Raw genomic sequence first — 18,305 nt, 5'->3', positions numbered from 1 at the left:
TACTGGGACGCAACACAGCTACCTCCGGTTCAGATTGGACCGGATAGAAGCGCCGGTCTCGCGAGAGTAACGGTATAACTACAACGGGTTAGATCATATGGCCGACACCATCGAACTGGTGCCGAATACGGGGCAGGCACTTATCCCCACCCCCAACGAGGATGCGCTGCCGCGCATTTTCGCCGATTTCGCCACCTTCGGCGACGCCCTGGACTATGCCGCCACAGGCAAACGCGGGTTCAATTTCCACGATCCGCGCGGCACGCTCACGCGCGTCTACCCCTTCTCGGAGCTGCGCGAAGACGCGCTCAAGGTCGCTTATGCGCTGATCGCGCGCGGCGTGAAGAAGGACGATCGCATCGCCCTCATTGCCGAAACCGGCGTGGACTTCGCGGCGCTGTTCTGCGGCGCGGTCTACGCGGGCGCCTGGCCGGTGCCGCTGCCGCTGCCCACCAGCTTCGGCGGCAAGGACAACTACATCGACCAGCTGGCCGTGCAGCTCTCCAGCTCCGACCCGATCCTGCTGATCGGCCCGGACGAGATCGCCACGATGACCGCCGCTGCGGCCGAACGTCAGGGCTGTGCCCATGCCACCTGGGCCGATTTCGCTGCGAAAGATGCACCCGAAGTCGCGCTGCCCAAGGCCGATCCGGACGATATCTGCTACCTGCAATATTCCTCGGGCTCCACCCGCTTCCCGCACGGCGTCGCGGTGACTCACCGCTCGCTGTTGTCGAACCTTGCCAGCCACGCGCACGGCATGCAGTTCCAGGACAGCGACCGCTGCATCTCGTGGCTGCCGTGGTATCACGACATGGGCCTCGTCGGCTGCTTCCTGTCGCTGATCGCCAACCAGGTTTCCGCCGATTACCTCAAGACCGAGGATTTCGCGCGTCGCCCGCTGGCATGGCTGGACCTCATCACACGCAACAAGGGCACTTCGGCGTCCTATTCGCCGACCTTCGGCTATGACATCTGCGCGCGCCGCATTTCCAGCCAGAGCCCGGTCAGCGATCGTTTCGACCTGTCGCGCTGGCGCATTGCGGGCAACGGCGCGGACATGATCCGCCCGGACGTGATGCAGAGCTTCGTCAACGCCTTCGCCGATGCGGGCTTCAAGGCATCCGCCTTCCTGCCCAGCTACGGCCTGGCTGAAGCGACGCTGGCGGTCACCGTCATGCCGCCGGGCGAAGGCATCCGCGTCGAACTGGTCGAAGAGGAGCGCCTGTCGGGCGCGCCGCGCGATCTCAACCGCCCAGCCCGCTACCGCGCCATCGTCAACTGCGGCAAGGCCGTGCGCGACATGGAAGTGGTGATCCGCGGCGAAAACGGCGACACGCTGGGCGACCACAAGATCGGCAAGATCTGGTGCCGCGGCACTTCGGTGATGCATTCCTACTTCCGCGACCCCGAGGCGACCGCCGCGTGCCTCGTCGATGGATGGCTGGACACCGGCGACATGGGCTACATGACCGACGGCTACCTGTTCATCGTCGGCCGCGCCAAGGACATGATCATCATCAACGGCAAGAACCACTGGCCGCAGGACATCGAGTGGGCCGTGGAGCAGCTTCCCGGCTTCAACCACGGCGATATCGCGGCGTTCTCGGTGGAGACGGACAACGGCGAGGAAGCCCCCGCCGTGCTCGTCCACTGCCGCGTCTCCGATCCGGTCAAGCGCCTCGAGCTGCGCGACCTGATCCGTGACAAGGTGCGCTCGATCACCGGCATGAACTGCGTGGTCGAACTGGTGCCGCCCAAGAGCCTTCCGCGCACCAGCTCGGGCAAGCTCAGCCGCGCCAAGGCGAAGAAGCTGTACCTCTCGGGCGAGATCGAGCCGTTCAAGCTGGCGGCCTGATCGGCACACGACGAATGGCATGAGGCGGGGCATCGCAAGGTGCCCCGCCTTTTTCATGAGCGGGAACCGCCCCCCTGCAGGCGGCTTTCTTCTCCGCCATGTCAACCGCCACGCCTTCGCCAGCCCCTTACGGCATTGATCCGCTTCATTGCGAGGTGCCGCGCCTCGCCCGCTGGCGAACGCCGGTCGCCACGGCTGTCTTCGTCGTCGTGCTGGGCAGCGCCCTCGCCGGCTGGCTGGGCGGTGGTCCGCCGAAAGTCACCGAGTACCGCGCCGCCGACGCTGCCGCCACGCTCGAATACGAGCCTGTGCTGCGCAGCGGCAACTGGTTCGAGACGGTGCTCAACGTCGCGCCCAGACATGACGTCGCCGACCTCGTCGTGGCGGTAGACCAGCCGCTCTGGCGCGGGATGAGCATCGACACGCTGACGCCGGATGCCGAGAGCGTCGAGGCGCTCGACGGGCGCTACGCCCACCACTTCGGCAAGGTCCGTGCGGGCGAACGCTTTCGTATGAAGTTCGACGGCCAGATCCAGCCGCGCGCCTTGCGCACCCTGTCCGGCAGCATCCGCATCGAGGACGGGAAACGCTCCCTGCTGACGATGCCGGTCAAGGTGACAGTGCTGCCATGAATTCCACGATGAATGCGCCAGAGAACGGAGAGTCCTGATGGAAATCGTGATCCGCGCCTCGGTGATGTTCGTCCTCGTCTATGTTTTGCTGCGCCTGATGGGGAAGCGCGAACTGGGCCAGATGGCGCCCTTCGAACTGGTCTCGCTGATCGTCACCGGCGACCTCATCCAGCAAGGCGTGACTCATCAGGACTTCTCGCTGACCGGCGCGATGCTGGCGATCTTCACGTTCGCGGCGTGGAGCTTCGCGATGGGCGTGATCTCACACCGCTCCCCCAAGGCTCGCCGGGTGCTGGAGAGCCGTCCGGTGGTGCTGGTCCGAGACGGCCGCCTGCTCAAGAGCAACCTCGACGAGGAGCGGATCGACGATGCGGAACTTGCCATCGAGATGCGCCTTGCTGGGATCTCCGGCCTTCACCAGATCGCCTGGGCCATCCTGGAGCCGGAGGGCAAGATCAGCTTCATCCGCAAGGACGCATCAGGCTCGGGCGGCGATCTCGACCCCCGCTACGGTCAGGACGCAGCGCCAGCCTGACTGGGGGCCTCATCGCGATCCCGGTCCCATCGGGGCATCGGCGGCAGCGCCAACAGCAGCGCGCCGCCCAGCACGCAGCCCAGTGCCCCTGCCCAGAGGAACGGCTCGTACCCGCCCGAGGCATCGTAGACCTTGCCCGCGATCCAGGGGCCAAGCCCGGAGGCCAGCGCCACCAGTGCCGACATGACGCCGTAGATCATCCCGAAGTTGCGCATTCCCGCATATCCGGCAGTGAGGAAGGCAGTGATCTGCGTCTTGGAACCCGCCGCATAACCGTTGATCACGAGCGCCGCGATCAGCGCCGGCATCGAATCGAGGAAGCGGATCAGCACCACGAAAGTCACCGCCGTCACGCCCATCGTCAGGCTGCCGGTCCAGTTCGGTCGGAACCGGTCGAGCAGGGCGCCGGTCACCAGCTTGCCGACGATCCCGGCGATGCCGCCCAGCGACAGCAGCCACGCGGCCTCGCTGCGCGCCACGCCCGCCTCGGTCAGGATCGGGAAGAGGTGGATGCCCAGGCCTATGGTCATCATCATCACCAGGAAGGAGGAAACCGCCACCTGCATCAACGCGAGGCTGCGCAGTGCCTCGCGCTTGTGCAGGCCCGGCAGCACGGTGCGCGAAGCTGCGTCCCCTCTCGGCTTGCGGTCATGAGCATCCCTCAGGAACAGCCAGCACAGCAGCAGCGTCACGCCGCCCCAGCCGAGGCCGAAACACACATAGGCGGCGCGCCAGCCGAAACTCTCGATCAGGAAATTGCCGAGCGGGGGCACCAGGGTCTGCGCGATGGCCGGCCCGGTCACCGCAAGGCCCAGCGCAAGGCCCCTGCCCCTGTCGAACGTGCCGGCTACCGCCGTCGTCCAGATCGTCGACTTGATGGACGTAAGGATCAGTCCGAAGGCGATCCACATGACCACCCATTGCAGCTTCGATCCATTGGCGAATGCGAACATGCAGGTGGCCGCCATCGTCACGATCACGCCCGGGACGCCCAGCCGCCGCGAGCCGAAGCGGTCGATCAGCGCGCCGTAGAAAGGCGACAGGAGCGCGGTCACCGCGGTCGCGATCGCCGGCCCCATCGAGAGCGTCGCCCGGTCCCACCCGAAGGCCCGCTCCAGCGGCTCGATGAACAGCCCGGTCGCCGAGAGCAGCACCGAGAAGAACGAGAATCCCGCCATCGCCGCGACGACCACCGGCCAGCCGCGCTTCCATTCCTGCAGTGCCCCGCCATCAGCCATGTTCTTCTCTCCCACCGGAGAGACTAGGGCAAAGCGCGCAGACTCCAATCGCGGCGGCGATAGCGCGCTAAATCTGTCGATGAAGTTCCAGATAGTCGCTGGGAATGCGCAGCGCGTCCGCCGCCACCTGCGTCTCGCGCAGGAACAGCACCAGCGCGAACAGCAGCAGCACGATCGCGGCAAGGAAGGTCACCGCCGCCGCCGCATGCCAGTCCATCCCGCCAAGCCCGGAGAGGAACAGCACCGCCACCGTCACGCCGATAGCCAGCGCCGAGAGCACCATGAAGCGCACCGCATGAGTGATCAGCGTCATGCGCCGGTTCACCAGCCGCAGTTCGCTGACGACGATGTCGTGCTCCATGCCCTGCGTGGTGCCGTGCCGCTCCTGCAGGATACGCGCGCGATCGACCACGCGCCCGAGCCGCGTCGAGAGAATGTTGAGGATATTGCCGATGGCCACGAGCACGAACACCGGCGTCAACGCCAACTGGATGGTCTGGACGATCATGCGCCCCTCATGCAACTTCAGGACGGGAGTTTACAGGCCCTGGCGATCAGGCACACCGCGTTTTCCGCAAATCGCACGTCGTCGATGCTCATCGCCAGCGCGCAGGCGCCCGGAGCGATGCTCTCTCCAGCCACTTCGACCGTGCCTTCGCGCGGAATCACCAGCAGCGCATCGGGATAGCGCATCGCCACTTCGCGCGACGGCACCCCCGCGACCTGGTCCAGCACAAAGAGCGGGCCATCGACCAGCACCTGCGAACCGTCGAGCGGCACGTGCTTGTGCCACTGACCTCGCGAATAGGGCTCGCCATGGGACACCGCCATGCCCTCTTCCAGATGCAGTTCGCGCGGACGCCCATAGTCGTAGAGGCGGTAGGTGATGTCGCTGTTCTGCTGCACCTCGATCAGGCTCACGCCCGCGCCGATGGCATGGACGGTGTTGGCCGGAATGTAGAAGAAGTCGCCCGGCGCGACGTCATGCCAGGTCATCAGGTGTTCGATCGACCCGTCGAGCGCGGCGGCGCGCATCGCGTCCTCGCCGAGTTCCTGGTCGAAGCCGATGCCCAGCTTCGCGCCCGGCTCGGCATCGACGATAAGCCAGCATTCCTCCTTGCCCTGCCGCCCGATGCCCTTGGCCAGCGTCTGCGCGTCGGACGGATGGACCTGCACCGACAGCGCCTCGCTGGCGAAGATATACTTGACCAGAAGCTCGGGCAGAGCGGCGGGCGGCTCGAACCAGATTTCGCCGATGCGCTGGCCCTCGGGCGCCTTGAACGGCGCGGGGAGGACATCCATGCCCCAGGGCTTCTCGACCTGTCGGATCGGCAGCGAGACGGAAGTCCAGGTAGCGGTCATCGGCGATTCCTCACTGATTTTTGGCGCCGGAAAGATTGCCGACCTTCTGCACGCCCGCAACCGTGGTAATCATGATGTCGTCCCCGTCGACGACGACGATCACGTCCTCCAGCCCGATCACCGAGACGCGCGGGCCGTCGCTGTCCACCAGCACATTGCGGCAGTCGACCATCTCGACGGCTCCCGGGCCGCGAACCGAGTTGCCGTCCGCATCGCGGTCGAGCGCCTCGTGCAGCGCCTGCCAGTTGCCGATGTCCGACCAGTCCATGTCGGCGGGCACCATCGCCGCGCGGGAAGTGTTCTCCATCACCGCGTAATCCACCGAGACGCTGGGCACCTCGGCGAAAGTCGCCGCATCGGGATGGAAGCGCCGGCCGTCTTCGCTCCCCTTCGCCACCGCATCGGCGACGCTGGCGGCAACGTCGGGCCGGTGCGCCGCGAGTTCGGCGAGGAAGTCCTTCACCCGGAACGCAAAGATCCCGCCGTTCCAGGCATAGATTCCCTCGGCAAGGAAAGCCTTGGCCCGTTCGAGGTCCGGCTTCTCGACGAACTGGGCGGTGCGATAAGCTCCATGCTCCGGGATCGACTCGCCGCGCTTGAGGTAGCCGAAGCCGGTCTCGGGCCGGGTCGCCTCGATGCCGAAGGAGACCAGCCAGCCCTGCTGCGCCAGCCCCGCCGCAGTGGCAGCGGCGACGGCGAAGGCTTCGTTGTTGCCGATGTGGTGGTCGCTCGGGCACACGAGCATCACCGCGTCTTCCGGCAGGCGGCAGGCGGCAAGCGCGATGGCGGCGGCGGTGTTGCGCGCCGAAGGCTCGACGATGACCTGCGCGCCCTCGACCCCGCCAAGTTGCGCCTCCACGTGGGCGAGGTGCTTGTGGCCCGTCACCACGACCGGGGCCGCGAAGCCTTCGGAACCGGGACAGCGCGCCAGCGCCGCTTCGAAAAGGGTGCTGGTGCCGACCAGCGGCAGGAACGGCTTGGGCATCGCAGCCCGGCTGCGCGGCCACAGCCGCGTGCCGCTGCCGCCGCAGAGAATTACAGGAACAAGGGTCGACATAGGGGAGTTTTCGCTCGTCAGGTGACGGATACCGGTGCAATGGTCATAGCCGCCGATTGCTGCAATGCAACGTTACAGGTTGTGTATTGCGTCAATAAAACCAGCGTTGTCGCCAGCGAAATGTCGCTTCTACTGGTTTTCCCGTAGTATCTTTTCCGGGGCGGAAACGGAACCGGCGCGTTGCAAGATCGCACGTCACGCGGTCGGCCTCCGGGTCCGGGCTTGGCTGCACCACCCGGCAGGCGACCACGCGGCCATCGGTGCCGACCCTGAGGTCGATGGTCACCGATGACCCGACCCGCAAGTCCCGGCCGGCGCGCGGGTAATCCCTCGCGGAATTGATGTCACCCGCGATCTTCACTGTAGGGGAGCTGCCACCGCCTCCGCCGGCGCCCTCTCCGCCTGAGCCCGCACCGGTGCCCGATCCGAGGCCCGCCGCCCCCGTGCCCTCGCCCGCCGCAGCAGCTCCGGCAGCATTCTCCGCCCCCTTCCCTGCGATGGGAGGCGCCTGCGTCGGGCGGATCACGACCGGCGCCCGGGGTGCGGCGACCGGCTTCGGGGCCGCCTTGCGACCGGGAGGGGCAGCGTGCCCCTGCTCTCGCGGCGCGGCGCGGCCGGAGGCGGGGGGCGGGCTGGGCTCGGGCGACGGTGGCTCCGCCGGGATCGTGAAAGCCTGCGTCACCGTCCGCGCGACTTTTGTGGCAAGGTCCGGCGTGAAGGCCCGCACCAATCCGGCGATGACCACGACATGCATCAGGAGGACTACCGCCGCCACTTTCCAGCGCGGCCTGCGCTCCTGCCTGTATCCGGTCCGCGTCATGCTCCGGTGATCGCACGGGCGTGCAAGGCGGTGCAACCTTTGACAAGATTCAGGCCGAACGCCATTCCCTTGGGCGACAGAACGTTCGCAATTGCGACCACAGGGAGAGCGCGAAGCCATGGACGAGAGATTCGAGCCGATTGCCTGCAATCACGACGGCATCGCCCTTGAAGGGTTCGCCATCCGACCGCACGGTCACGGCCCCCATCCGGCGGTCCTGATGATCCCCGGCGCCACCGGCCCCGGCCCCAGCTTCGAGGCGGCGGTCCGCGCACTCGCTGATCGCGGCTATGTCGCTATCGCCGTCAGCATGTACGAGCGAGGCGCGGACATCTCCACTCCGCAGTCGGCGGGACGATACTTCGCCGATCTCATGGGCCGGCCCGAAGTGCTCCGGGATCGCGTGGTCACCTGGTTCGAGACGATCCGCACCCTGCCCGGCATCGATCCGGCGCGGATTGCGGCGGTGGGTTACTGCTTCGGGGGCAAATGCGTTCTGGAACTTGCCCGCAGCGGCGCACCTGTACGGGCGGTGTCGAGCGTCCACGGACTGCTGGCCACGCATGCCCCGGCGACGCCCGGAGCCGTCGCAGCACGCATCGCCGTCTGGACGGGAGGGCGCGACCCATACGCCCCGCGCGCCGATTTCGACGCCCTGCGCGCGGAACTCGATCACGCAGGCGCGGACTACTCCGCAACCGAGTTCGCGCAGGCACGGCACGCCTTCACCGACCCCGACCACGACGGTATCGCCGAGGGGATAGCCTATGACGCCGCGGCACACCGAATTGCCTGGAGCGGCACTCTGGCTCTCCTCGAAGTGACCCTCGCGGCATGATTGACTGAACAGGTGTTACAATCTCGCAACGATGCGAGTAAAATTCGTATTTTCGATACATGGTTCCCAATTGTGAACTGAATGCCTCGCAGTTATCCTTGCAAACAGACGAGGGATTCGTAGTGTTTCCCTCAGGCAAGAAGGTCTGCCGGGCATCGGCACCAGGGAGAGAAAACAGGCGCTGTGGGGGGCGTCGAAAGCTGGCCGGCATGTCGGACCTGCGCGCTTCCCCGACTTCGATTATCCGAGAACTCCCGCGCGGACCGGCAAGAGCCGGCCGTCCCGCAGAACCGTCTGCCGATAACGAGAACATTGTTTCCGGAGGAGAGGAGAGGTCATGATTGCAAGGAATTTCAGGAGTCGGCTCACATGCACTGTCGCGGTCCCGGCAGTCGCCTTCGCGGGGCTGACGGCAACGCCGGCACTGGCGCAGGGAATCAATCCGGACGAGATCATCGTCACCGCACGTCGCACCGAGGAGCGCCTGCAGGACGTGCCGATCTCGATCACCGTGTTCAGCGGCGACCAGATCCAGAAGCGCAACATCGCGGTCGCCTCCGACCTTGCGGCCTTCACCCCTTCGCTCTCGGTCAACACCCGCTACGGACCTGAAAAATCGACCTTCTCCATTCGCGGCTTCAACCAGGACGCCTCGACCGCGCCGACCGTGGGCGTCTACTTCGCCGACGTCGTGGGCGTGCGTGCGCAGGGCGGCACGGCGGGCGGCAACACGGTAGGCGCGGGCGCCTTCACCGACCTGCAGAACGTGCAGGTGCTGAAAGGCCCGCAAGGCACCCTGCAGGGCCGCAACACCACCGGCGGCGCCGTACTGCTGGTACCGACCAAGCCCACCGACCTGCTCGAAGCCTCGATCGAGGGCACTTACGGCAATTACGACCAGAAGCGCCTGCAGGCCGTGTTCAACGCACCGCTCGCCGATACCTTCAAGGTCCGCGTCTCGATCGACCGCAACGAGCGCGACGGCTACATGAAGAACCATTCGGGGATCGGCCCGAAGGACTTCAACGACATCAACTATTTCTACGGTCGCCTCAGCGTCGTCGCTGATCTGACGCCCGAGTTGGAGAACTACACGATCTTCCACTACAGCCGTTCGGATACGAACGGCTATGCCTCGCACTACGAATTCTGCGATCGCAATCCGGCTTCGCCCCTCGCGGGAGGCAGCCTGTCCCGCTATTATACCTCGCTCGCCGCCTGCGACCAGATCGACCGGCAGGCTGCACGCGGAGACGGGCCACTCGATGTCGAAGTGAGCAACCCCAACCCGCGCATGTTCCTGCGCACCTGGCAAGTCATCAACACTACGACCTGGGCGGCGAGCGACACGCTCACGCTCAAGAACATCGTCAGCTACGGCGAGTATCGCGAGCAGAGCCAGTTCCAGCTCTACAGCGACAATTTCTTCATCCCGAACACCGACGTCACGCGGTTCTTCGCGTCGCGCGGCGGCCCCCTGCCCGGCCAGCGCTTCGACTACATCCAGCTCGGCACCCAGCCCGGCTACGACGCGGCATCGGAATCCACCACGACGGAGGAACTGCAGCTGCAGGGCCGTTCGGCCGACGGCAAGTTCAACTTCGTGGTGGGCGGCTATCTCGAATTCAGCCGTCCGATCGGCTGGAACCAGCAGCGTACCGGCATCTACGGCAATTGCACCGATCCCGGCGTGATGGACTGCGCCGGCGGGCTGCCGCTCGTGCCGATCGCGCCCGGCGTGACGGTGCCCGGCGCCATCATCTCCGAATCGCGGACCAAGCTGGATTTCGACAACCACGGCATCTTCGCCCAGGGCACCTACAACTTCACCGAGCAGCTGGCGCTGACCCTCGGCGGGCGCTGGACATTCGACAAGATCGACGGCTATTCGGAGAGCAACCGCTGGGTGCTTGCGACGATCCCGGGTGCCGGCACCATCCCGGTCAGCCGGGTTTGCAATGACAGCCTCAACCACCCGACCGTGAACCTGCTCGCCAACGGGGGCGACACTTCGGCCTGCGGCACGCGGATCGTCAACAAGTCCAACAAGCCGACCTGGCTGATCGACATCGACTTCAAGCCGACGCCCGACACCCTGATCTATGCCAAGTACGCACGCGGCTATCGCCAGGGCACGGTCAACTTCACCAACCCCGGCATCGAGACGGCGAAACCCGAGAAGGTGGACGCCTACGAAGTCGGCGCCAAGCTGACGTTCCGCGGCGCCCTGCCCGGCTACTTCAACATCGCCGGTTTCTGGAACGACTTCTCGAACCAGCAGGTCTTCGGTGCCCTGATCGCCAAGGAAGGCAGCGGGCTGGCCGGCGGCGCGGCGATCATCAACGCAGGCAAGTCGGTGATCCGCGGCGTGGAAGTCGATGCAGGCATCACGCCGTTCCAGGGCCTGCGCCTTTCTGCAGGCTATGCCTACCTCGATACCGAACTGAAGGAACTCACCCCGCCGACGCTCTCGGCCGACAGCCCGTTCGAGCAGATCATCCCGCGCGGCGAGATCGGCGGCCCGCTGACCTATTCGCCCAAGCACAAGCTCACGCTATCGGGTGACTACTCGGTCTCGCTCGGCGAGAACGTGGGCGAACTGACCTTCGGCGCGATCTTCACTTACACGGCAAAGCAACTGGTCGATGGAAACAACCAGATCCCCAGCTACAGTCTGCTGAACCTCAACGCCGGGATCAACGACATCGGCGGCAGCGGCTTCGACCTTGCCGTGTTCGCGCAGAACGTGACCAATAAGAAATACCGCACGACGGCGGGCGGCGGCTACGATTCGTCGGGCATCGGCGACTTCATGTACGGCCCGCCGCGCATGTACGGCGTGCGCCTGAAGTACGCCTTCGGACGCTGAACTCCACAACAAGAACCCCGCGCCACCAGGTGCGCGGGGTTCCCATGGCCTTCGGGCCGAAACTCGGCCACGCCGTCACCGGCGTGGCTTTTTCATGGGCTCAGGCGACGCCGAGCAGACCGAAGCTGTCGTGCCGCATGACCGCCTTGCCGAGCCGGTCGACGAACTGGACGATGATCGGCGGATCGACGCGGCGGGTAATCGACCACAAGTAATAGCCGTAGGTCACGCCCTCGCGATACTGCGCCCAGGCCTCCTCCCCGGCAGGCATGTCCATGCCGTGCGCGCGCATCATCGCAAGGTACTCGCCGAGCAGGCGACGTTCCTCCACCTCGGCCACATCGGTCGGCAGGACGGCATTGAGATGATAGGCGACGTCAAGCGCCCAGCCGCCGCGCTGGAGCAGTTGCCAGTCGATCACGCCCATTCCCTCCGCAGTCCTGAAGACATTGCCCGCGTGGGCGTCGCCATGGATCATGAACTGCGGCCGCCCCCCGTCGCGCGCGGCGAGTGCCCTGATCGCCACGGCCAGGTTCGCCGCGCTTCGCACGCGCGCGGAGAGGTTGTCGCCGCGCGGGCCGTCCAGCAGTTCCTGCAGGGCCTCGGGCGTGACGTAGCTCATCTTCGCCAGTTCCGCCGCGCGCGGACGAATCCAGTCCGCACCTTCGAGCAAGTCGCTGCGGGCGTGCAGCAGCGACAATTGCCGCAGGCTCTCCAGCGCATCGTCCGCCGTGAAGGGATCCAGCGCCGAGCAGAACCGGGCGCCATCGACGGTGATATCGCGCATGATCGTCACCGCCTGCTGCGCCTCGCGGTCGATCACGGTCGCCACGCACGTGGGTACGCGGACTGCGATAACCGGGGCGACCTTGTTGTAGAAGTCCGATTCCAGCACGCAGGTCGGCCCGCCGCGTGCCGTCATCGCATCGACGTCGAGCAGCCCCTTGAGGCAGAAGCCCAGCTTCTCTCCGTCAGCGAAAGTCACCGCGAAGCGCACCTTGGTGGCGACGGTGCGGATCACTTCCACCTGCTCGACCTTGGCGATGGTCCGCCCTTGGGCAATCCCGGCGAGCGCGCCTTGCAGCCACTGCGGATCGAGCGCCTGTTCCAGCGTCGCCGGAACCGTGACTTGCGGCTGCGCCGGACGCGGTCTTTCGAGGACTTGCGACATGCCTTTTCCCTTTCCCGATATCTGTTCCTTCGGCTTGACCTAATTCGCCATTTCGGTCCATCCTTCGCAATATAGAATTTCATCGGTCAAGCGATGGTAGCAAACGGGAGAAGCCGATGGGCAGGCCGCTGGAAGGCATCAAGGTCGTGGAAGTGGCGATGTGGGCCTTCGTGCCTGCCTGCGGCGGGATGCTCGCGGACCTTGGCGCCGACGTCATCAAGATCGAGCCGCCGACCGGCGATCCGCTGCGGGGCCTTTCGATCGGCGGTCTTGGGGGCGGGAAAATCGACTACTCATGGGAGAGCTATAACCGCGGCAAGCGCTCGGTGACGCTCGATCTCAAGCAGGCGGCAGGGCGCGCGGTGCTCGACCGGCTGCTGGAGGATGCCGACGTATTCCTCACCAACCTGCTGCCCCCGGCGCGGCGCGCGATGCGGATCGATGCCGAGACGATCCGGGGCGCATACCCCGACCTGATCTACGCCAGCGGCAGCGCGCTCGGCCCCAATGGCCCGGACCACGAGAAAGGCGGCTACGATGCCATCACCTTCTGGGCGCGCGGGGGTATCTCCTCCTCGCTGACAGAACCAGACGCGCCCAACCCGGTCGGGCCGCCGGGACCGGCCTTCGGCGATACCCTGTCGGGCTCGATGCTCTCGGGCGCGATCTGCGCCGCCATCGCCAGGCGGGCGCTGACGGGCGAGGCATCGACGGTGGACGTGTCGCTGCTGGGCACCGCGCTGTGGTCGATGCAGCGCTACGTCTGCCAGGCGACGGCGGACGGGGTGCAGAAGTTCCCCAAGCCGCCCGCCGACAAGCCCAACAACGTACTGGTCAGCAACTACCGCACGGCCGACGGGCGTTTCATCGCACTGTGCATGTTGCAGGCGGACAAGTACTGGGCACCCTTCTGCGAGGTTGCCGGACGTCCGGACCTTGCCGCCGATCCGCGCTTTACCGATGCCGCCGCGCGCAAGGCGAACATCGATGCCTGCTACGCCGAAGTGAAGGCCCTCTTCGCGAGCCGGACGCTGGCTGAATGGAAGGCCGTGCTTTCACGCCAGTCGGGCCAGTGGGACGTGGTTCAGGACGTCGGCGAGATGAAGGACGATGCGCAGGCAGAGGCCAACGGCTACCTCAAGCGCGTCGATTACGGCGACGGCACGCAAATCCCGATGGTCGGCCTCCCGATGGTCTTCGACGGCATACCGCTGGCCTCCACCCGATCGCCTGACCTCGGAGCCGACAGCGACGCGGTGCTGGAAAGCCTGGGCTACTCCGAGGACGAGATCATCGACCTCAAGATGCAGGGCGTGGTGTTCTGATGCGCAAGCTGCCAAGGCTGGAGCCTGAGACCGACTTCTACTGGACCTCGGGCGAGGACGGGCGCTTGCGCATCCAGCGCTGCGGACAATGCGGCACATATCAGCACCCGCCCTTCCCGCGCTGTTCCACTTGCGGCAGCGAGGCAGTCGCGCCGGAGCCGGTTTCGGGCAAGGGCCGCCTCGCCAGCTACACGGTGAATCATGAGGCGTGGGTGCCGGGGCTGGCCGTGCCCTTCATGTTCGGCGTCGTCGAACTGGCGGAGCAGGCACGGCTTTACCTCTTCACCAATGTCCTTGGGAAAGAGGTGCGCATCGGCATGCCGCTGACGGTCGAGTTCGAGCACCACGACGACGTCTGGCTGCCGATGTTCCGGGAGGACACGGCATGACCTTCCCCTCCCCGCTTCGTCACCCTGAACTTGTTTCAGGGTCCATCGCGCAGTTGGTGCCGGAGCGTACCTTCACCAGCGGGTCCCTCGGTTTACCCCCTCACAGCACAGCGTTTCAGGCACAATGGACCCTGAAACAAGTTCAGGGTGACGACGTGTCTGGGCGGATGGGCGCGCGAGCATGACCCACCTCCCGGAAAAGCACGTGTGCATCACCGGCGCGGCGCAGTCCGAGGTCGGCCGCCCTTCCCCGCGCACGGCGCTGCAACTGACCGCCGACGCCTGCCTTGCCGCCATTGCCGACGCAGGGCTCTCTCCCTCGGACATCGACGGGATCGCCACGTATCCCGGCAAGAGCAGCGAAGGCGGCGGCATCGCGCCGGTCAGCCCCTCCGAAGCCGCCGCCGTGCTCGGCATCGAGCCGCGCTGGATCCTCGCCTCCGCCGAGGGGTTCAGCCACATGGCGCCGATCTTCAACGCGGTGACCGCGATCGCCTGCGGCCTCGCCCGTCATGTCGTGGTGTTCCGCAGCGTCGCGCAGGCGCAGGCGCGCCTCGCCTCGCGCGCCTCCACCCTGATGTCCGGCGCGCGGGACCGGGTCGACGGCAACAACGCCTGGACCGTGCCCTACGACGCGCTCTCGCCGATCAACACCTTCGCACTCTACGCGCAGGCCTATTTCGACAAGTACGGCGCCGACGAGGCGCAACTGGGCGCCATCGCCGTCAACAATCGCGCCAACGCCGCGCACAATCCCAATGCGATCTACCGCAAGCCGCTCACCCTCGACGATTATCTTGCGGCGCGGGTGATCTCCTCGCCGCTGAGGCTGTTCGACTGCGACAGCCATATCGACGGCTCGACCGCGATCGTCCTGTCGCACCGTGATGCGGCGAAGGACTTGCGCAATCCCCCGCTCCATATCGAGGCGATGGGCATGGCGGTGGGCGGGCTGTGGGTCGGCCGCCACGAGGGCGACTTCACCGAATTGCCCGCCGCCCACCGCGCGGGGGCGATGCTGTGGCAGCGCACCGACCTCACGCCCACCCAGATGGACTGCGCGCAGATCTACGACGGGTTCTCGATCCACGTGTGGATGTGGCTGGAGGCGCTCGGCCTCGTGCCGAAGGGAGAGGCCTGCCGCTTCACCGAGGGCGGGCAGCGGATCGCGCTGGACGGCGAACTGCCGCTCAACACCGGCGGCGGCCAGCTCTCGGCCGGGCGGTTTCACGGCTACGGCCACATACATGAGGCCACCGTGCAGCTCTGGGGCCAGGGCGGCGGGCGACAGGTTCGGGACGCGCGGACCTGCATCGTCTCGAACGGCGGCTACGGCTACGGCGCGATGATCCTGCGGCGGGATTGATTCACTCCCTTCGTACCCACACGGCGTCACCCTGAGCTTGTTTCAGGGTCCATCATGCGTGTCACACCGAGGCTGCAGCCACGCCAGTGCAGATGGCGACACGACCCATCGTCCTGAACTGCGCGATGGACCCTGAAACAAGTTCAGGGTGACGATGAAGCGAGAAGCGACGCGGGGGACGCCCTTGACCGACTCATTCACTAATGCGATAATCAATTCGCAATTTAGAATAATAGATCGGGACGAGAGGAACCGGACATGAGCGAAGCAGATCCTGCCATCCGCGCGAACGCGGCTACCGACTGGAAGTACGGCCCGATCTTCGACGCCGACGCGCACATCGATCCGCCGCACGACATGTGGAAGGACTACCTCCCCGCCCACCTCAAGGATCGCGCGCCCTTCATCGAGCACGCCGAGGACGGGGACTACATCTGCTTCGAGGGCAATCGCCGCCCCTTCATGATGATCAACAACCAGGCCGGTCGCGAGGGCAAGAACTTCAAGATGAAGGGCCGCCTCGCCGACCAGCGCACGGTCTGGGAGCCCGCCACCCGCCTCGCCGACATGGACGCCGACGGCATGGATGCCGCGCTGCTGTTCGGCGGCGGGCCGCTGGGCTCCTTCGACAACGAACTCTACGTCGCCAGCTACGAGGCGTACCAGAACTGGGTGATGGACTTCGCCTCGGTGGCGCCCGACCGGCTCTACCCGGTCGGCTACGTGCCGATGCGCGACATCGACGAGACGTGCGCGCATGTCACGCGCCTTGCGAAGAAGGGCTTTCGCGCCATCAACCTGCCCGCCTTCCCGCAGAACCCGGACGCCTGGAAGACCTCGTCCGGCATCGCGGCGATGAAGGACGGGCAGGTCTCGGCGCTGACCGGCGACAGCAAGGGCGCGCTGCAATATTCCGACCCGGCGTTCGACAAGCTGTGGAAGACGGTGTGCGACCACGGCCTCGTCATCACCTTCCACCTCGGCGCGCGGGTGCCGCGCTTCGGGCAGAAGGAGTTCTTCCTGCCCGACATGCCGATGAGCAAGATGGCGATGGCCGAACCCATCGGCATTTTCATCTTCAACTGCATCTTCGACCGCTTCCCGGACTTGCGCATCGGCAGCATGGAAAGCGGCGTGGGCTGGTTCGCGTGGTACACCGAATACATCACCCGCACCTGGGAACGGCAGCGTTTCTGGACCGAAAGCCAGCTGAAGAACCCGCCCAGCTATTACATGGACCGCAACGTCTACGGCTCGTTCATCCAGGACCGCACCGGCATCCTCAACCGCGACCTGCCGGGCGCGCGCAACATCATGTGGTCCTCGGACTACCCCCACTCGGAGACGACCTTCCCCAAGTCGCGCGAGATCATCCTGCGCGACTTCGAAGGCGTGCCGGAGGCCGACGTGCGCGCGATCATCCACGACAACGCCTGCAAGCTGCTGGGGATCGCCTGATGCTGGACACCCCCACCGCGCCCGAGAACGACGACGTCCTCACCGCCGACGACCCGCTCTACGAGGAACTCTACGACGTGCGCCGCGAGGCGGAGGCGATCGGCAACCTCGTCGAAGTGGCCGAAATCATGCCGCGCATCCACGCACTGCGGGAACAAGGCCCTGTTCTGAAAGGCCGTCTGCGCGAACTGCTCGGCCTGCCGCTGCACGAGCGCCATGCGCGTGCAGCGGGGCGACCGCACTGGACGGTGCTGTCGTTCGAGGCGGTGGAAGCCGCGCTGCGCAATGCCGCGGTGTTCTCCAACTCGGTGCAGGGCCACGACAACCCGGCGGGCGAGAAGACCATGGGCATCCTCGAGATGGACCCGCCGCTCCACCGCGCCTATCGCCGCACCATCCAGCCGCGCTTCAACATGCCCGAGGCGATGGGCTGGTGGCGCGAGCATACCATCGACACCATCATCGAACGCCTGATAGCGCGGATGGGTCGGGGCGAGCGCGCCGACCTCAACCTCGACTACTGCGCGCGCATCCCGGTCTACACGATCACCACCGCCATCGGCCTCGACGGTGACGAGGCGCTGCGTTTCCGCCACGCCTACCTCAACTCCACCAGTTCGAGCCGGACGGTGACGATGGAGCAGCGGCAGGCCAACGCGAAGATCGTCGAGAGCACCGTGCTGGGCCTGATCGCGCGCCGCCGTCAGGAGCCGAAGGACGATCTCGTCAGCTTCCTCATCACGATGAAGCTGCAGATGCCGGGCGAGGAACCGCGTGCCCTCACCGACCGCGAGATCATGGCGCACGTCAAGCTGGTGATGGTCGCGGGCGGCGGCACCTCGTGGCGGCAGATGGGCATCGCGCTCTACGCCCTGCTCACCCATCCCGAGCAACTGGACGCCGTGCGCGCCGACCGCTCGCTGGTGGACGATGCGGTGGAGGAAAGCCTGCGCTGGTATCCGACCGCGCCTTACTTCTACCGCATGGTGATGGAGGATACCGAGCTTTACGGCCACGCGATCCCCAAGGGCGCAGTGCTGGAACTCGGCCTCGGCCCGGCCAACCGCGACCCCGCGCGCTGGGAACGGCCCGACGAATACGATCTGTTCCGGCCGAAGAAGACCAACCTTGCCTTCGGGTTCGGCACGCACCGATGCCTCGGCATGAACGTGGCGCGGGTGGAGATCAATCGCGGCATCAACGCGCTGCTCGATCACTTCCCGAACCTGCGGCTCAATCCCGAAGCGCCCGCGCCGTTCATGACCGGCGGGCTGGAGCAGCAGGGCGTGTCGGGACTGCCGGTGTTGCTGCGGTAACCTTACCCCGTCATCCCAGCGAAGGCTGGGACCGCTGGCCGCGTAAAACCCAACCCTCGCCAGGGCGTTTG

General features: G+C 66.2%; 16 protein-coding genes. 10 read left to right on the top strand and 6 right to left on the bottom strand.

Annotation, left to right across the window (positions count from 1 at the left end):
• Positions 1-97 precede the first annotated feature (97 nt).
• The 3 genes from ACODRZ_RS04975 (at position 98) to ACODRZ_RS04965 (ending at position 3,025) form a co-directional block, all read left to right on the top strand.
• Positions 98-1,858, top strand: coding sequence for a fatty acyl-AMP ligase (locus ACODRZ_RS04975; protein WP_488969919.1), 1,761 nt, complete (start codon positions 98-100; stop codon positions 1,856-1,858).
• A 98-nt stretch (positions 1,859-1,956) separates the two neighbouring features.
• Positions 1,957-2,490: a hypothetical protein gene (locus tag ACODRZ_RS04970; RefSeq protein WP_488969920.1), complete on the top strand. Its 534-nt coding sequence runs from the start codon at positions 1,957-1,959 to the stop codon at positions 2,488-2,490.
• Between the two features lie 37 nt (positions 2,491-2,527).
• A complete protein-coding gene (locus ACODRZ_RS04965; RefSeq protein WP_488969921.1) occupies positions 2,528-3,025 on the top strand; it encodes a DUF421 domain-containing protein in 498 nt (165 codons plus the stop codon).
• On the opposite strand, the gene ACODRZ_RS04960 is transcribed toward ACODRZ_RS04965, so the two are convergent.
• The 5 genes from ACODRZ_RS04960 to ACODRZ_RS04940 all read right to left on the bottom strand — a co-directional run bounded on the left by ACODRZ_RS04960 (position 3,004) and on the right by ACODRZ_RS04940 (position 7,502).
• Positions 3,004-4,263, bottom strand: a complete 1,260-nt coding sequence (locus tag ACODRZ_RS04960; RefSeq protein WP_488969922.1) for an MFS transporter — start codon at positions 4,261-4,263, stop codon at positions 3,004-3,006. The two genes, ACODRZ_RS04965 and ACODRZ_RS04960, sit on opposite strands and share 22 nt — an antisense overlap.
• 67 nt (positions 4,264-4,330) lie before the next feature.
• A complete protein-coding gene (locus ACODRZ_RS04955) occupies positions 4,331-4,771 on the bottom strand; it encodes a DUF2721 domain-containing protein (RefSeq protein ID WP_488969923.1) in 441 nt (146 codons plus the stop codon).
• A gap of 17 nt (positions 4,772-4,788) precedes the next feature.
• The gene (locus ACODRZ_RS04950; RefSeq protein WP_488969924.1) at positions 4,789-5,625 is read right to left on the bottom strand and encodes a class I mannose-6-phosphate isomerase; all 837 of its coding nucleotides are present in this window, start codon (positions 5,623-5,625) and stop codon (positions 4,789-4,791) included.
• Between the two features lie 10 nt (positions 5,626-5,635).
• The gene (locus ACODRZ_RS04945; RefSeq protein WP_488969925.1) at positions 5,636-6,682 is read right to left on the bottom strand and encodes a mannose-1-phosphate guanylyltransferase; all 1,047 of its coding nucleotides are present in this window, start codon (positions 6,680-6,682) and stop codon (positions 5,636-5,638) included.
• Positions 6,683-6,773: 91 nt separating this feature from the next.
• Positions 6,774-7,502, bottom strand: a complete 729-nt coding sequence (locus ACODRZ_RS04940) for a TonB family protein (protein WP_488969926.1) — start codon at positions 7,500-7,502, stop codon at positions 6,774-6,776.
• Between the two features lie 118 nt (positions 7,503-7,620).
• On the opposite strand from ACODRZ_RS04940, the gene ACODRZ_RS04935 reads away from it, so the two are divergent.
• Together ACODRZ_RS04935 and ACODRZ_RS04930 are read left to right on the top strand one after the other, a co-directional pair.
• Positions 7,621-8,340 carry a dienelactone hydrolase family protein gene (locus tag ACODRZ_RS04935; protein ID WP_488969927.1) on the top strand — a complete coding sequence of 240 codons (720 nt, stop codon included), beginning with the start codon at positions 7,621-7,623 and terminating at the stop codon, positions 8,338-8,340.
• A gap of 337 nt (positions 8,341-8,677) precedes the next feature.
• Positions 8,678-11,209, top strand: a complete 2,532-nt coding sequence (locus ACODRZ_RS04930) for a TonB-dependent receptor (RefSeq protein ID WP_488969928.1) — start codon at positions 8,678-8,680, stop codon at positions 11,207-11,209.
• A gap of 100 nt (positions 11,210-11,309) precedes the next feature.
• Here the strand turns inward: ACODRZ_RS04930 and ACODRZ_RS04925 are convergent, their stop codons facing one another.
• The gene (locus tag ACODRZ_RS04925) at positions 11,310-12,380 is read right to left on the bottom strand and encodes a phosphotransferase (RefSeq protein WP_488969929.1); all 1,071 of its coding nucleotides are present in this window, start codon (positions 12,378-12,380) and stop codon (positions 11,310-11,312) included.
• 116 nt (positions 12,381-12,496) lie between these two features.
• Between ACODRZ_RS04925 and ACODRZ_RS04920 the strand changes: the two genes are divergently transcribed.
• From ACODRZ_RS04920 to ACODRZ_RS04900, 5 genes are all read left to right on the top strand, one after another.
• Complete coding sequence (locus tag ACODRZ_RS04920; protein ID WP_488969930.1) at positions 12,497-13,705, top strand: CaiB/BaiF CoA transferase family protein; 1,209 nt, start codon at positions 12,497-12,499, stop codon at positions 13,703-13,705.
• Positions 13,705-14,094: a Zn-ribbon domain-containing OB-fold protein gene (locus ACODRZ_RS04915; protein WP_488969931.1), complete on the top strand. Its 390-nt coding sequence runs from the start codon at positions 13,705-13,707 to the stop codon at positions 14,092-14,094. The genes ACODRZ_RS04920 and ACODRZ_RS04915 overlap by 1 nt, the downstream gene beginning before the upstream one ends.
• A 181-nt stretch (positions 14,095-14,275) precedes the next feature.
• Entirely contained in the window at positions 14,276-15,460 is a 1,185-nt protein-coding gene (locus tag ACODRZ_RS04910; protein WP_488969932.1) for a thiolase family protein, read from the top strand.
• A gap of 258 nt (positions 15,461-15,718) precedes the next feature.
• Positions 15,719-16,918 carry an amidohydrolase family protein gene (locus ACODRZ_RS04905; protein WP_488969933.1) on the top strand — a complete coding sequence of 400 codons (1,200 nt, stop codon included), beginning with the start codon at positions 15,719-15,721 and terminating at the stop codon, positions 16,916-16,918.
• On the top strand, positions 16,918-18,234 hold the full coding sequence (locus tag ACODRZ_RS04900) for a cytochrome P450 (protein ID WP_488969934.1): 1,317 nt from the start codon (positions 16,918-16,920) through the stop codon (positions 18,232-18,234). Before ACODRZ_RS04905 ends, ACODRZ_RS04900 begins: the two co-directional genes overlap by 1 nt.
• Positions 18,235-18,305: the final 71 nt, after the last annotated feature.

The sequence above is a fragment of the Novosphingobium sp. FG90 genome, from assembly GCF_057808725.1.
Note: the sequence above shows the minus strand (reverse complement) of the source record. Positions and strands in the feature narration are given on the sequence as shown.